Below are 15,228 nucleotides of genomic sequence, written 5' to 3' on the forward strand. Positions count from 1 at the left end.
TATTCTTAACTGCTCCTTCGTGTGCACATCTGTTCGCCGATAATTCTGCGTACTTTCTCATAGTCTACAGGTTTGTTGATATGTCCGTTCATTCCCACTTCTTTTGAATGTCTGCTGTCTTCCACAAAAGCATTTGCAGACATTGCAAAGATCAGAATATCCGAATCTTCACGCTGCATGTTTCTGATCACACTGGTTGCCTCCCAGCCATCCATTTCAGGCATCTGAATATCCATAAGGATCACATCATAATCTCCAGGTCTGCTGTCTGCAAACATCTGCACCACTTCTTTTCCGTCACAGGCTCTTGTAACAATCGCCCCTTCCATCGTAAGAATCTCCATAGCGATTTCTGCGTTGATATCATTATCTTCTGCCATAAGGATACGGATTCCTTTCATGGAAAATTCGTCAATTGCTTTCTGTCTCATCTGTGCTTCATAAATATTGGATTCGCCAATAACTGCATTATCCATCTGTTCAGCAACAGGAAGTGTAACATACACTGTAAACTGGGTTCCTTTTCCCTCCTCACTGTCTACAAGGATCTGTCCCTGCATAAGTCTGATAATACTGTCTGCAATCGCCATTCCAAGACCACTTCCACCATAGTTATGAGCAGTAGATGCATCTTCCTGTTCAAATGGTCTGAAAATCTTGCTGATAAAATCTTCTTTAATTCCTTTTCCTGTATCTCTTACACTGATCATCAGGTGAAGTTCTCCATCCAGTTTATCCATTTGACGGAAAGTAACAGTTACAGAACCACCTGCCTGAGTAAACTTATTCGCATTTGAAATAAAATTGATCAGCACCTGACTTAAACGCATTTCATCACCGATCACATATCGCACATCAAAATCCTGCATTTCAACTTTCCAGTGGATTCCCTTATCCTCTGCTGTACTCCTGAACATGGAATCCAGCTTGTCGGCAAGTGCCAAAAGATCAAACGGAACTTTTTCAAGTTTCATTTTGCCGCTTTCAATCCTTGACATATCAAGAATGTCGTTAATCAGATGAAGAAGAAACTGAGAAAGTTCTTCAATTTTGTCAAGATAATTTTCTGCCGAATCCCGGTCATTGATATGTACCCGTATCAGTTTCAGCATGCCGATGATACCATTCATGGGAGTTCGTATCTCATGTGACATCTGTGACAGAAAATCTGATTTTGACTGATTTTCTTTCTGCGCAGCCTCCAGTTCTTTCTGCATCTGTCTGCGCACTTCATATTCTTCGGTAATATCCCTGCAGGAAACCAGATAAATTTCCTGCTCCTTAAGTACTTCTACCGAAAGAGCCGCCTGTCTTTCCACTGTTTCTCCTGCCCGATGATAAGTTACCTCAAACTCTGCCGGCCGGTCTCCCTCCCAGACAGACAGTTCACGGATAATTTCTCTGTTCCTGCTCTGATCTGTCAGTCCTTTCAGGCATTCTATATCCATATATAAAGACCGGGCTGTCAACCCGGTCATTTTTTCAAAATTGGGGCTGACGTACAGAATTTTCAGGTCTCTTTTCCTGATGCACAGATAAAATTCTCTGTTCTCTTCAGCAAAAACTCCGTAAAACTTCCGCTCTCCAAGTACAGACTCCTCAATCTTGGCTGCTCTTCTTTTTTCTTTCAGATATAAATTCCAGATAATTATTACTGCGAGTACCGCTGCCAGTAATAATGACATAACTACCATATTGTTTCCAATATATTCCAAAATACCGCCCATATTGTATATTCACTCCAAGATAATATAATACAGAAATTATATCATCTCTTTTTCGAAGTGCCTAGATAAATTTTCCGTATTTTTTCGATATATTGGTAAGCTCTTTGCGATATATTCTTCCTGAAAATGCAATATGGGGCAACTTATAAAATTTTGCATTTGGCGGACACACAGGGTGGTACAATGGATCTGCTATGATTATCTTTGCCGTCTGCAGTGCTTTCTGTATCTCCTCCTCACCGCATACTGTCCTGTCATTTTCTCCCAGGATTTCTTCAGTCTCTTCAAGTGGACAGAGGACTCTTACCGGACAGTGATATTTCTGCTCTATTGCTGCTGCCAGACTTCCCATGGTTACCGGTTCTCCAATAATCATAATCTCTGGTTCCCCTTCAAGTCTGTTTTCCAGATATGGAATTCCTTCTTTTTTATCCAGCGATTCTGAAATTCTTTCTTCCAGTCCCCATAGTGGTGTTCCAGTCACATAAGGTGTACCAAATCTTTCTTTCAGTTTTCTGGCTGCACGAAGTCCTGTTGAACTTACCACAAGATTTACCTCAGCCTGTCCTGCTCTGGCAAGATTTTCAAGGTTATCCCCCATTGCCCATGTAGAAAACACTTTCCATCCACATTTTTCGATGTTTTCCTTCAAAATATCCACACAACACTGCGGACCGAAGTCCAAAGGGGTCACTCCCAGCAGATTTACGGTATGAGGATATATTTCTGAATCTTCTTTATCCGGAACAAGTTTTTCTGCCACTGCTTCCAGTGCCATTCCCGCTCCTCTGACATAATCATGCATTCCGTTTGTGGGCACTGCAAATGTCGGTATTCCGGTATCTTCCTCTATGATCTGTGCCAGTGCCGGAAAATCCGTACCATTCATATATGGGATCGGTGATCCTGCCAGTGCAATAAATTTCGGTTTCAGCTGTTCTGCCGCCTCCTCAATATCCCGGATAAATTTTTCATCATTTCCTAGAATGGCGTCAATTTCCGTAAGTCCGGTAATATAGATCAGACTGTCCTGATCATACCAGCGTATTTCATCGTGTGTATTATAAGTGGAATTACAGCCGGAAGGATCGTGCATTACTACCATACCGCCCAGTTCATACAAAGCGGAACATACACCGGATACATCGGCCGTGTAAACCGGTATGATTCGATATGCCTGTCTCATATGCAGCTTTCACACCCCCATCCTTTACGTACTACCAGATCCTCAGTATCTTTTTCATTCTGATATGCATCTGTCATAAGTTCGCATAACCGTCTTATTCCGTCAAATCCATAAAGCCCTCCGCCCTGAACCATGTTCACAAAATTACCGCTCCCTGTAAACCAGGCTGCTTTCTGCCCGATAGCAAGTATTTTTCTGTTATTTTTGCGGGAAAGAACCCTCATTTTTACCTGAATGGTTGCTTTCAGTTTCAGTTCAGGAAAATGGTCCTGGAGCCACAGGAAATCTGCCTGTTCTTCCGGGCTGATACTATCCAGATAAACAGTTTCCACATGAAAACCATGGGCAAGCAGAAGTCTTGCAAGGCCAAGCGGTCTGGGATGAAAAAGATAGTCCAGTGCTATCGGTGTATCTCCGATCACATCCTTTGCTTTCTTCAGCTCCAGTTCACACTTTCTGATTTCTTCTTCAACAGAGAATTTTCCGACACCTGTCCATTTATTTTCTGTGTTTTCCTGTGATTTACTGTCTGTGTCATTGGTGATTTCCAGCGTCTCTGCAAGTTTCCGGAGATTTCCACGGATTTCTTCGTAATCCCAGCTTCCGGGAAGATACAGATGTTTTCTGTGCAATCTCTCTGCAAGCATCTCTCCGCCATATTTCCCCGGTGGATAAACTGTCACAAATATACTTCCTGCGCCCAGTTTTTCATATTCTTCCCAGTTTCTGCACTCTGGAAGTTCGAGTACTTCATAATCATTCTGCTCCATCAGTCGTTTTATGTCACTGCTTTTGTCCAGAGCAAAATCACTGCCTGTAATTGTTATTGCATGGGAATTTTTTTCAGAAAAATTCAGTGGATCATACATGGCTTTGCGTAGTTTCTGGTCTGGGGTCAGACCATGTTTCTGCATGATCGGATCCATATAACAACGCACAAAATAAATATCCGGGAAACGTTCTTCCAGTTCTCGATATACCTGTTCCAGATCGCAGCCCAGAAAATGATGAAGGCACACTGTAAAAAGAAGCACTGCCTTTGGTTTCTTTTCCAGTCTGCTCAGTATATCAGTAACTCCTTCAATTGTAATGTCTTCCAGATTACCGTTCAGGAGATTTTCTTCTTCTACGATCACAAATGAAAATCTGTCTGCGGCATTCATTTCTGCCGCTGTAAGAACAACACCTCGCATACAGTTATCTGCACAGACATAAATCTGCCTTGCCTCCGGCATTAACATTCCTGTATGAACAATATTCCAGTTTCCATGTACCGGTGAATTAAATTCCAGTCCTGGCTCAAAAGGTACCGGAAATGATGCTTCTTTTATGGAAACAACAGCCCCCTCTTCGCTTATTTCTCCCCCAACTCTTTTCAGCATTCTTTTTCCTCCTGGCAGACTTTCAGAATTTCTTTTGCAAGTTTCCGGTATTCATCTGCCATCTCACTGTCCGGATATGCTTCAAGCAGGGTTTTTCCCTGTTCTTCTGCTTTGAGTACAAGTTCGCTGTGATCCAGGCTTCCGATAACTTCCGTATGAAAATCATCTGCGAGTTCTTTTACTTTTTCTTCTTCCCGTGGAACATTCCGACGGTTCAGGATAATTCCACCTAAGGATGCGTATCCTCTGTTTTTGAAATTATCTACTGCCATGGCAATATTGGCTCCTGCATGGATTGCCATATTTTCGCCGGAAGTGATAATGAATACTTTGTCTGCATATCCTTTTCGCATAGGCATGGAGAATCCACCGCAGACTACATCGCCCAGTACATCATAAAGGATTACATCAGGCTGATATTTTTCGTATGCTCCCAGCTCTCCCAGTTTTTCAAGTGCGGTTATGATTCCTCTTCCCGCGCATCCAAGTCCCGGTGTGGGACCGCCTGCCTCTACACAGACTACATTCCTGTAACCGGTTTTTATCATTTCCTCCAGTTTCATATTCTGTTTTTTCTGGTTATATAAATTGAGGACTGTTGTCACCGACTCACCATGACGGAGAAGAATAGTTGAATCTGCTTTGGGGTCGCAGCCAATCTGCATAACTTTCATACCCTGTTCGCTTAATGCTGCTGCCACGTTTGAGACTGTGGTGGATTTTCCGATGCCACCTTTACCGTATACTGCAATTTTGATCATTGTATTTCCTCCTGATTTTTATTCAGCTTTTGTGATCACGTTGGAATATGCGGTTTTTGTGGATACTCCTTTCAGGCGTCCGATTTTGCCTGACAGAGCGCTGATCACGTCCTGTGGTGCGTCTATGGCTATGCTGATAATGCTGATTTTTTTTTCGCGGTATGGTATTCCCATTCTGCCGATTATATGATCCCGGGCATCATAAAGAAGCTGATTGAGTGTTTCGATGGAATCGCTGTCTTCAACTATGATGGATATTACTGCTACTCTTGTGTCCATGGTTGTCCTCCTGCGTATATCAACATATCCTCGGCAGCAGCTCTCCACCCGGCTGTGGAAGCAGTGCCTGTGTTCCGATCTCAGTTGTCATAACTACCTTACCAGGCTGATCCGCAGTAACTTCTCCAATGATGGCTGCATTTGCTGAATACGGACATTTTTTCAGAGTTTCTACAATTTTTTCAGCTTCTGATTTCGGTGCCATAATGACCATACGGCCTTCGCACGCCAGATAAAGCGGCTCCAGACCCAGCATTCCACAGACCCCTTTTACCTCCGGTGCAACAGGCACTTTAGCTGCATCTAACCGAATTCCTACATTACTCTGGCCCGCAATCTCATAAAGCACTGTTCCTACACCACCTCTTGTTGCATCACGGATTACGTGAAGATCATGTGTAGTATTCATTACAGCCTCTACTGTTTTCCAGAGTGGTGCACAGTCACTTGTTACATCTGCATCAATACCAAAATCTTCTCTTGCAAGAAGAATTGTACAGCCATGCCGTCCGATATCTCCTGTAACAATAATGGCATCACCCGGTTTTGCATACGTACCGGCTACATTTACGCCTTCTTCAATCTGTCCCATTCCTGTTGTTGTAATAAAAACACCATCCACCTGGCCCTTACCTGCTACTTTTGTATCACCGGATACAATATGTACTCCCGCCTCTTTTGCCGTTTTTTCCATAGAAGCAGCAATCTCTTCCAGTTTTTCCATCGGAAATCCCTCTTCTATAACAAAAGCGCAGGTCAGATACATCGGTTTTGCGCCCATACATGCAAGGTCATTTACTGTTCCGCAGATTGAAAGTTTACCGATATTTCCGCCCGGAAAAAATGCCGGTGAAACGATAAATCCATCTGTGGATACTGCCATTTTTCCTTTCGGCGGCACCAGAACAGCAGCATCATCTGCTGTCAGATCATCATTGGCAAAATGTGCTGCAAAAACGCTGTCGATCAGTTCTGAAGTCTGTTTTCCACCTGCTCCGTGAGCCATTGTTACTGTTTTATCCTGAATCCCCATACCCTTGTCCTCTTTTCTCTCAATTTTTCTGTATACCTGCGGATCACTTCATTACCAAGTAATCCCACACTCCCGCAAACATTCGGAATCTGCTGATTTATTTTCAAGAATGCCGCTGCATTCTTGCTACTCCCTGTTATACATATAATATGCCGAACATGCCCCTTCATTTGACACCATACATGCTCCTACCGGATGCTGCGGCGTACATACTTTTCCGAATACTTTACAGTCTGACGGTTTGCATTTGCCCTGAAGCACATCTCCACATCTGCATGCAGGATTCGGTTTTCCCTTTATATCCGGCATCTGATATTTCTTTCTTGCATCAAATTCCTGCCATTTTTCTTTCAGCTGAACCCCTGACCCTGGTATTACACCAAGACCTCTCCATTCACTGTCACATGGCTCCATCAGTTCTTCCATCAGATGTTGTGCTTCCGGGCTTCCTTCTTCTTTTACTACTCTCGGATAGCAGTTTACAAAGAAAGGTTTTCCTTTCTGAAACTGTACCAGTGCCACAGCCAGTGCTGTAAGAAGTTCTTTTGCAGTAAATCCCGCAACCACTCCGCTGACTCCCTCTTCTGTAAGTTTTTTACAGAGAGCGGTTCCTGTGATGGCATTGACATGACCTGGATAAAGAAAAATATCTGCACTTCCTTTTAATGCCTCATAAGCATTTGGCATGGTTTTATTTGCCACTAGAAGAGAATAATTATCCAGTCCGTCTGCCCTTGCCTGTTTTACAGAAAGACAACCTGACGGTGTGGTAGTCTCAAAACCAACTGACAGAAATACTACCTGTTCATCAGGATTTTCTCTGGCATATTTTTCTGCATCTGCCGGAGAATAAACGATTTTTATTTTTGCTCCCAGTTCTCTGGCTCCTGCAAGACTCATCTTTGTTCCAGGTACACGGACAAGGTCTCCAAAAGTACAGATTGTTATATGTTTTTCCAGCGCAAGCCATACAGCTTCATCAATAAATCCCACGGGCGTAACACAGACAGGGCAGCCTGGTCCGGAGATCAACTCTACCTGCGGAGGAAGAAGTTTACGGATTCCAAGCCGGAATATCTCATGTGTATGGGTTCCACAGACTTCCATGATCCGCACCTTCGGGCCATCGTAATTTTCTATAATTTCTCTTGCCGTTCTTTTTTTCTCTTCGCTCATTGCAGCAGATCCTCCATAAGCTGATCTGTTTCTTCATCGTCTTCTTCTGTGATCTTTGCAATTGCAACACCTGCATGCACCATTACATAATCACCCGGTTCCAGATCATTAAGAAGCTGTGCGGAAACTTCTCTCTTTGCGCCTCCTGCATCTACTACTGCTGTTCCTTCACTGATTTTTACTACTTTTGCTGATAATCCTACACACATAATATTATCCTCCGCTTTTATACTAAAATCGACTTCTGTCGTTTATTGTTCAGATATTCCATTCCATATACAGCCTGCCCTAATGCGATTCCACCGTCATTCGGCGGTACCAGATGATGACGCAGTACTGCAAATCCCATTTCCACAAGGCTTTCTTCTGTCATTTCCAGAAGGAGACGGTTCTGAAATACGCCGCCGCTCAAGGCTGCTATATGAATGCCAGTATCATCCCTGCTGATTCTGCAGGCCTCACAGATCTGATCTGCAAGCCTCCTGTGAAAATTCCAGGCAAGTGTATACACATCTTCTCCGTTCAGTCTTTTTTCTGTAAGGTTTTTTACCAGTTCTGCTGTATTCAGAATCAGCATTTTCTCTTTATTTTCTGTGTCCTTCCATAAAATATCTGCTGTCTTTTTTTTCTGTGGCTGCTTTTCTTTGGAAATTTTTTTCATTTTTTCGTTAACTTTTTCGGCAGCAAACTCCAATGCCATAGAGGCTTCTCCCTCAAAAGTGGCACTCTTACTGATACCAAGAATAGCACTTACTCCGTCAAAAAGTCTTCCAGCACTCGTAGAAGTCACTGCATTGATACGTCTGTCAGACATAGTAAAGAGAACTTTCGCCTCCTGCTCTGTACAGAGTTCCAGTTTTTCTGCCAGTTCCAGAGTTTTTTCCCTGTCACCGGTAATACCGTAAAGCATGGAAGCTGCTATTCTCCAGCCCTCTCTTGCAGAAGCGTCACCGCCAACCTGTACAAAAGGTTCAATACTTCCCAGTCGTCTGAAATCCCTGTAATCACATTGGAGAATTTCTCCTCCCCATATAGTCCCGTCTGTTCCATAACCTGTTCCGTCAAATGAAACTCCAATTACCGGTTCCTGGCAGTCATTTTCTGCCATGCAGGACAGAATATGAGCATAATGATGCTGTACTTTCAGTAAAGGCAGCTCCAGTTCCTCTGCAACCATCGTAGAATTATATTTCGGATGCAGATCGCAGACTGCTGCAGAAGGTTCCACTTCCAGGAGCGTTTCCATACGCCCAATCGTTTCTTTCAGTGCTTTTACAGTTCGAAGATCCTCCAGATCTCCAATATATGGTGAGAGATAAAAACGATTATCCACACCTATGCAAAAGGAATTCTTAAGTTCTCCACCAATAGCCAGCACCTGTCCCTTCTGCTCTGTGGAAATCATTGATGGAAGGGGTGCATACCCTCTCGAGCGGCGAATCATATAAGGTTCCCCCTTATAAAAATCCATGACCGAATCATCTGCCCGTATCCGTATCTTCCTGTCATGAGAGAGCATACAGTCACAGAGATATGCAAGTTCTGCTTCTGCGTCCGAATCATCTCTGCAGATAGGTGCTCCTGAAGTATTCCCACTGGTCATTACCAGAAGATCAGGCATTTTTATTCCGTCATCGTATTGAAAAATCAGAAGCTGTACCGGCGCATAAGGAAGCATCACTCCTACTTTTGGATTGCCCGGCGCCACAGAATCACACAGTTTTCCTGAACCGGACTCTTTGTCCAGCAGAAGTATTGGTTTCTGGTGACCTGTGAGGATTTTTTCCTGTTCTTCTGATACCTGGCATTCTTTTTTTACAGTTTCAATGTCACGTGCCATAACCGCAAAAGGTTTCGCCGGTCTTTTTTTCAGAGTACGCAGACGGCTTACTGCCGCTTCATTCGTGGCATCACAACAGAGGTGAAAGCCTCCGATTCCTTTAATTGCCACAATTCCACCCTCTGCGATGGTCTTCCTTGTATATGTAATTGCCTCCCGGCCACGTTCCTCTCTTCCGATCAGATAAACTTCCGGTCCACAGTTATTACAGCATACAGGCTGTGCATCATACCGTCTCGTTTCCGGGTTATTGTATTCTTCCGCACAGGAAGGACACATTGGAAACTCTTTCATACTGGTACGCTCCCGGTCATAAGGCAGAGAATCCAGAATCGTAAGTCTCGGTCCACAGCAGGTACAGTTAATAAATGGATGAAGATATCTTCTGTCAGACGGGTTGAACATCTCTTCTTTACACTCATCACAGATTGCAATGTCCGGAGAAACAAATATTTCGCCCTTTGTTTTCTCACTTTCAATAATATCAAACTTCTGATATTCCGCCGGTTCACTTACTTTCTCAACATTCATTTTCAGAATTGCAGCCCTTTTGGGCGGCTTATTTTCGATATCGGAAATAAAACCATTCACTGCTTCTTCCGGTCCCTGTGCAAATATCTCCACATATGGTCCCTTATTACTGACATTTCCATGGATATTCCATGCCATGGCATGCCTTGAAACCGTTGGCCGGAAACCCACTCCCTGAACAATTCCATAGACACGTATCTGTTTTGTGACCTGTTTTGTCGTATTATCTTCCATAAAAATATCCCGTTTCTGTCAGTCTTCCTGACACTGCAAAATGTCTCACGTTTATAAATCTACCCGCTGCCTGCGGTGTCATCCGCTCCATGGCCGCATCTGCAAATATAAGGTCAAAATCATTATTTTTTATCAGTTCTGTATAATCATCTTCATCTCTCAGAAAAACATCATGTTCTTCCCGAAGTTCTTTTTGCATCATAAACCAGCTGGCCGTCTGTATCTCTGCAGCACCTTTTTTACGAAGCTCTTTACGGATAGAATCAGCAATTACCTGCTGATGTACGACAAGCACTTTTTTCCCTGCATAATCCATATCAGGAATCAGTTCCTCCACAAGAGGATATCCCACTTCATAGGCCGTCCCGAAAGTTTTCTTAAGATATTCTGCCGTCTTAAGTGCCGCCGGTGATACAACAATATTTCTGCTCACAGAAGAAGCTTTTTTTACTTCTTCCAGACCATCCCCCATTCCATAACATACTGCCCGCTGATCATATTTATCTTTAAAAAATTCTCTGATTCTGTCTGCCGCCCCAAGGTCACTGATATCCTGCGGTGTCATACCGAGAATTCCCACTCTTCCCTCATCCACCGGATATATTTCTTTTGCAAAAGTCTGAAAAAGTGCAAGCCAGGCTTTTTCTTCGCCGCTGTCGTACAGTTCCATTCCATTCGCATCCACTGTCATGATCGGAAGGTCTGTTTTCTTTTCGCTCATTCGTTTCAGTGCAAGATAATCTGTTCCGATAACTGCCGGAACAGGCGTCCCGATGATTGCCGCAAAAGATGCCTCGACCTTGTCTGCCGCATCTGCAAGCTTCGCAACCAGCCTGTCGTCCCGACCCAGGATTGCATCCATATCACGTAATCCGGCACTGAACACTGCACTTTTGTTTTGAAACCATCTCGGCTCATCAAATCCGCAGACATTTCCTGTACAGCCACCTGCATCGCAGATCACAATGATCCCGCCAAGTTCATAAAGCACAGACACTGCACCTGATTGGTCCGGTGCAAAAGGTGTCAGATATTTTCGTAAACCTCTCATTTCACCACCTCCGTCAATGCTTCAAATAAATGCCGAACTCCGGAAAATCCATAAGGCTGTGTGTCCTGATTCCACATCAGTCCCGGACAGTCCTGATGATAATAAAGCGCATCCTTGCCAATAGTAATATTTACACCACTTTCTGCCGGATCGTAATAGATCATGGTCGGTTCCATATTTGAAAAAACTTTTGTCTCAGGACTTAACTCTGCAAGTGATCTCATATAAACAAAGTTTTCAGCTGTGATCGTTCCGTAAATTTCATTCACCTGAAAACCATATTTCAGAAGTGCCAGAGAAAGCTCAAAAGGATCTCCGTTCATGCATTCCCCCACTGCAAATGAAGCGTCCGGTTTCTTTTTTCTGAATTCTTCTACCGCATTTTCTGCTGATTTTCGCACATTTTCTGTTTCAAATTTCACCCCGAGAACTTTTGCAAGTGCATGATACTGGCTGTCGATCTTATCTGTCTGATAAAGTCTCCGCAGTTCAATAAAAGGAATTTTCAGTCTGTTATGAAAATCTTCTGCTGCAAATCTTGCCTCCGAGTGAAGTACCAGATTAAAGTTTGCCTCAGACATATGCGTGTATTCCTCAAAATCTCTGCATCTGGAAATCTCATGTACTGTCTTTACGCCTGCTCCGTGAAGAAGATCATAAAGCTCACAGTCATCTGTAAGCGGTGAAAAAAATCCCAGCAGATTTACTACATTTGCTTTTTTCTTCTGCGGCTCCAGAAGAGAGTAAAGCGACTGTCTTACATGAACCATCGGAGGTTTTCTTCCCTCTCTGGTAAGCGCATACATATAACATGGTCGCACCGGTATTCCGGCCTTCTCTTCCGCCTTCCGACAGACACGCTCCATGTCAGTTCCAAGAAGTGCATCTACACAGGTGATGCAGATCATCACTACGGAAGGCTTCTTTTCACAGCATTCACATATCTCTGCAACAGCTTTTGGAATTTTTTTCAGGTGACGTCCTGTAACAATATCTGTTTCATCCATCATCAGATAGAAGAAACGGTTATCATATTCCCGCATGGAACTGATAAGAGAAGTATTTCTCCCACAACAACCGGGGGCTACGATCAGCATAATTGAATCAGGCACTGCAAGCCCGGCTCTTTTTACGCCGAAGCCTTCCGCTCCCGGAGAGTTGAATGCAAGTGTTGCAGGGGAACTGTAGATCAGATGCGTATTGGAGCGGAACTGATCCGGAATATTTTCCCTGCCTGCTTCCTGCAATTCTTTTACTGTACAAAAATAGGCATCTCTTTTCATGCGTCCTCCTCACTTCGCAAAAGCATTTCCGCAAGATCAAAAAATCTTCTGCTGATCTCTGAATCCGGATTGCCTTCGATCACTGTTTTTCCCATATCCTCATTTCGGATAATCTCATCACTTCTGGGAATTTCTCCCACAATGGGAATTCCGCTTTTTCTGGAAAATTCTTCTACTTTCTGGTTTTCGTTCTCTACATTACGGTGATTCAGCACAATACCGAATACTCTTGCATAACTTCTGTCTTCAAAGTTTCGCACTGCGCTTGATATATTATTAGCTGCATAAAGAGCCATTTTTTCTCCTGATGTGACGATCAGGACTTTTTCTGCATAACCTTCTCTGATCGGTGCTGCAAATCCTCCGCAGACCACATCTCCAAGTACATCATAAAGCACAACGTCCGGCTTATAGGTTTCAAACAGCTTAAGGTCTTCAAGAAGCTGAAACGTTGCTATGATTCCTCTGCCAGCGCATCCAAGTCCCGGTGTCGGTCCACCGGTCTCTATACAGAGGATTCCGCCATAGCCGATCTTCGATATGTCTTCCAGTTTTTCCGGTTCCTCATCTTCTTCTCTCATATAATTCATTACAGGCCTTAGTGGTTCCCCTCCCAGAAGATTAATTGTGGAATCCGCCTTCGGGTCACATCCGATCTGAATAACCCTTTTTCCCATAGATGCAAAGGCTGCTGCCAGATTGGAAGTCACTGTGGATTTCCCGATGCCGCCTTTTCCATAAATTGCAACTTTTAACATTTTATCCTCCCTCGATCAGAATCTGACAATTTTCTCAGAAAGCAAAAGGACTCCTCCACCGTCAGGGTAGAGAAGTCCCATAAAAAGTCACTTCATTTACAACTATTCCTGCTCGGATCTGTCCTTGCCGTCAGAGTCTGTTCTGTATCATTATCGTATATCCTGCTGTGCCTGTTCCCAGCAGCTGTTTCAGGTAATCTTTAAATTATCATTCGGGTAGAAGTATTTCATCCCGTCTGAGCAATAACCTGAACTATTTCTATTATCATAACGCAAAACAGCAGGGTCAGTCAACGCTAACACCTGCTGTTTCTGGTAATTATATATAATTTTTGCACATTTATTGTCATTTTTTTATAACAATTCCGCAAACAGTCTCAAAAACAACTGTCCCAGACGGAGATAAGCACTGCGACCAGAACAATATTTTTCTGTCACCTCACAACTTTCATTCATAACCTGTCTGAGGTCATCATGAATCTGTGTCGCAATATCATGATCAACTATAAAGCATCCATTCTCAAAATGATGATAAAGACTTCTGTAGTCCAGATTGATGGTTCCACAGGTTGCCATACAGTCATCAGCCACGCTCATCTTCGCATGACAGAAACCCGGTGTCCATTCATAGATGCGAACTCCATTTCTGACAAGGCTGTTGTAAAAAGATCTGGTAACACTGTAGACCATTTTTTTGTCAGGGATTCCAGGAGTAATGATCCGCACATCTACACCTCGCTTTGCGGCCAGTGTCAGCGCATGTGTCATCTCATCTGTAATGATCAGATATGGCGTAATAAACCAGCAGTATTTTTCTGCTTTATTTACCATACTGATATATACTTCTTCACCAACCTGTTCATCATCCAGCGGGCTGTCTGCATAAGGCTGAATAAACCCGTTCTGTTTTGCATGATATTCATATTCCGGCAGATAAAGGGAAAAATCTGTATCGTTTCTGTCTTTGTCGCTTACTGCATTCCACATCTCCAGAAAAGTAACAGTAAGCGAGCGTACTGCATCTCCTTCCAGCCGGATTCCGGTATCCTTCCATGTTCCGTAAGGATGTGTGATATTAAAATATTCGTTTGCAAGATTATAGCCACCGGTAAATCCTACCTTACCGTCAATTACTGTAATCTTACGGTGATCCCTGTTATTCAGAAAAACATTCAGGCCCGGGGCAAAAGGGTTAAAAACTCTGCACTGAATTCCCACTGCATTCATTTTTTTGATAAAATCTGTATTAATAAAGCCTATCGAACCCATATCATCATAAAAAACCCTGACCTCCACGCCTGCCCTGACACGTTCTTCCAGAACTTTCTGAATTTGATTCCATGCTTCTGCATCTTCAATTGCATGATATTCCATGAAAATAAATTTCTCAGCTTTTTCAAGATCAGCAATCTGTGCCCGTAATCCTTTCACTGCCTGATCGTAATAGGTAACATCTGTATTCTGATAAACCGGATAAAAAGCATTCCTCTGTATATAATCTGCAATATTTCCTGCTTTCGGAACTTTTTCATGCAGTTTCTGACTGATATTTCTGTTTTCCGGCAGAAGTGGAAGGAGTTCATTGTCAATATCCCGATATCTCTTTTTCATACGGTTTGTACCGCCATTAAGTCCTACAAGAAGATATAAGGTCACTCCCATTACCGGAAATACCAGCATCAGAAGTATCCATGGCATTTTTATCGTTGCAGTCACAGGCGAAGCATACATATTCAGAATAATGATCAGCGCAAGCACCCTTGTTAAAATATTGATTGCTTCTGCATACCTGTTCAGTCTGGTGAACAGCGAAACAATAAATATAACTTCCAGCAAAATACACAAAACTGAAAATACAAGTCTGGTAACACCATTCTTTGTTTTTGCCCTGCCTTCCACAGTTGTAGTTTTCATGAAAGATCTTCTCCTTTTTCTGGCTTTTGTCATTAAGTTTTTTCTGTGATAGACATCATAGCACTTTAACCCA

Annotated in this window: 13 protein-coding genes; all 13 read right to left on the bottom strand. The window is 43.2% G+C overall.

The genetic code is table 11. The annotated features are described in order from the left end of the window. Positions 1 to 5: 5 nt before the first annotated feature. Positions 6 to 1,727 carry a hybrid sensor histidine kinase/response regulator gene (locus ACTNB8_RS11350; protein WP_441054748.1) on the bottom strand — a complete coding sequence of 574 codons (1,722 nt, stop codon included), beginning with the start codon at positions 1,725 to 1,727 and terminating at the stop codon, positions 6 to 8. 61 nt (positions 1,728 to 1,788) lie between these two features. Further along, entirely contained in the window at positions 1,789 to 2,913 is a 1,125-nt protein-coding gene (locus ACTNB8_RS11355; RefSeq protein WP_441054750.1) for a nitrogenase component 1, read from the bottom strand. After that, complete coding sequence (locus ACTNB8_RS11360; protein WP_441054752.1) at positions 2,910 to 4,295, bottom strand: nitrogenase component 1; 1,386 nt, start codon at positions 4,293 to 4,295, stop codon at positions 2,910 to 2,912. The genes ACTNB8_RS11355 and ACTNB8_RS11360 overlap by 4 nt, the downstream gene beginning before the upstream one ends. Continuing rightward, positions 4,289 to 5,056, bottom strand: a complete 768-nt coding sequence (locus ACTNB8_RS11365) for a nitrogenase iron protein NifH (RefSeq protein ID WP_441054754.1) — start codon at positions 5,054 to 5,056, stop codon at positions 4,289 to 4,291. Before ACTNB8_RS11365 ends, ACTNB8_RS11360 begins: the two co-directional genes overlap by 7 nt. 18 nt (positions 5,057 to 5,074) lie before the next feature. Continuing rightward, the gene (locus ACTNB8_RS11370; protein ID WP_296156595.1) at positions 5,075 to 5,335 is read right to left on the bottom strand and encodes a TM1266 family iron-only hydrogenase system putative regulator; all 261 of its coding nucleotides are present in this window, start codon (positions 5,333 to 5,335) and stop codon (positions 5,075 to 5,077) included. A gap of 19 nt (positions 5,336 to 5,354) precedes the next feature. Further along, a complete protein-coding gene (gene hypE / locus ACTNB8_RS11375) occupies positions 5,355 to 6,368 on the bottom strand; it encodes a hydrogenase expression/formation protein HypE (RefSeq protein WP_441054756.1) in 1,014 nt (337 codons plus the stop codon). 126 nt (positions 6,369 to 6,494) lie between these two features. Next, a complete protein-coding gene (gene hypD, locus ACTNB8_RS11380; protein WP_441054758.1) occupies positions 6,495 to 7,544 on the bottom strand; it encodes a hydrogenase formation protein HypD in 1,050 nt (349 codons plus the stop codon). After that, positions 7,541 to 7,753, bottom strand: coding sequence for a HypC/HybG/HupF family hydrogenase formation chaperone (locus tag ACTNB8_RS11385; RefSeq protein ID WP_296156600.1), 213 nt, complete (start codon positions 7,751 to 7,753; stop codon positions 7,541 to 7,543). The genes hypD and ACTNB8_RS11385 overlap by 4 nt, the downstream gene beginning before the upstream one ends. Before the next feature lie 17 nt (positions 7,754 to 7,770). Continuing rightward, positions 7,771 to 10,149, bottom strand: coding sequence for a carbamoyltransferase HypF (gene hypF, locus ACTNB8_RS11390; RefSeq protein ID WP_441054761.1), 2,379 nt, complete (start codon positions 10,147 to 10,149; stop codon positions 7,771 to 7,773). Beyond that, entirely contained in the window at positions 10,139 to 11,200 is a 1,062-nt protein-coding gene (locus tag ACTNB8_RS11395) for a nitrogenase component 1 (protein WP_441054763.1), read from the bottom strand. Before ACTNB8_RS11395 ends, hypF begins: the two co-directional genes overlap by 11 nt. After that, entirely contained in the window at positions 11,197 to 12,483 is a 1,287-nt protein-coding gene (locus tag ACTNB8_RS11400; RefSeq protein WP_441054765.1) for a nitrogenase component 1, read from the bottom strand. Before ACTNB8_RS11400 ends, ACTNB8_RS11395 begins: the two co-directional genes overlap by 4 nt. Further along, entirely contained in the window at positions 12,480 to 13,241 is a 762-nt protein-coding gene (locus tag ACTNB8_RS11405) for a nucleotide-binding protein (protein ID WP_441054767.1), read from the bottom strand. The genes ACTNB8_RS11400 and ACTNB8_RS11405 overlap by 4 nt, the downstream gene beginning before the upstream one ends. Before the next feature lie 354 nt (positions 13,242 to 13,595). Further along, entirely contained in the window at positions 13,596 to 15,155 is a 1,560-nt protein-coding gene (cls, locus tag ACTNB8_RS11410; RefSeq protein ID WP_441054769.1) for a cardiolipin synthase, read from the bottom strand. Positions 15,156 to 15,228: the final 73 nt, after the last annotated feature.

Origin of the sequence: Blautia sp. HCP28S3_G10 (assembly GCF_052065235.1) — a bacterium.
Lineage (GTDB): Bacteria > Bacillota > Clostridia > Lachnospirales > Lachnospiraceae > Blautia_A.

What these genes read in the sequence shown, in the direction of transcription:
- ACTNB8_RS11350 (WP_441054748.1), bottom strand. Translation starts at nt 1,727, where the DNA reads ATGGGCGGTATTTTGGAATATATTGGAAACAATATGGTAGTTATGTCA.
- ACTNB8_RS11355 (WP_441054750.1), bottom strand. Translation starts at nt 2,913, where the DNA reads ATGAGACAGGCATATCGAATCATACCGGTTTACACGGCCGATGTATCC.
- ACTNB8_RS11360 (WP_441054752.1), bottom strand. Translation starts at nt 4,295, where the DNA reads ATGCTGAAAAGAGTTGGGGGAGAAATAAGCGAAGAGGGGGCTGTTGTT.
- ACTNB8_RS11365 (WP_441054754.1), bottom strand. Translation starts at nt 5,056, where the DNA reads ATGATCAAAATTGCAGTATACGGTAAAGGTGGCATCGGAAAATCCACC.
- ACTNB8_RS11370 (WP_296156595.1), bottom strand. Translation starts at nt 5,335, where the DNA reads ATGGACACAAGAGTAGCAGTAATATCCATCATAGTTGAAGACAGCGAT.
- hypE (WP_441054756.1), bottom strand. Translation starts at nt 6,368, where the DNA reads ATGGGGATTCAGGATAAAACAGTAACAATGGCTCACGGAGCAGGTGGA.
- hypD (WP_441054758.1), bottom strand. Translation starts at nt 7,544, where the DNA reads ATGAGCGAAGAGAAAAAAAGAACGGCAAGAGAAATTATAGAAAATTAC.
- ACTNB8_RS11385 (WP_296156600.1), bottom strand. Translation starts at nt 7,753, where the DNA reads ATGTGTGTAGGATTATCAGCAAAAGTAGTAAAAATCAGTGAAGGAACA.
- hypF (WP_441054761.1), bottom strand. Translation starts at nt 10,149, where the DNA reads ATGGAAGATAATACGACAAAACAGGTCACAAAACAGATACGTGTCTAT.
- ACTNB8_RS11395 (WP_441054763.1), bottom strand. Translation starts at nt 11,200, where the DNA reads ATGAGAGGTTTACGAAAATATCTGACACCTTTTGCACCGGACCAATCA.
- ACTNB8_RS11400 (WP_441054765.1), bottom strand. Translation starts at nt 12,483, where the DNA reads ATGAAAAGAGATGCCTATTTTTGTACAGTAAAAGAATTGCAGGAAGCA.
- ACTNB8_RS11405 (WP_441054767.1), bottom strand. Translation starts at nt 13,241, where the DNA reads ATGTTAAAAGTTGCAATTTATGGAAAAGGCGGCATCGGGAAATCCACA.
- cls (WP_441054769.1), bottom strand. Translation starts at nt 15,155, where the DNA reads ATGAAAACTACAACTGTGGAAGGCAGGGCAAAAACAAAGAATGGTGTT.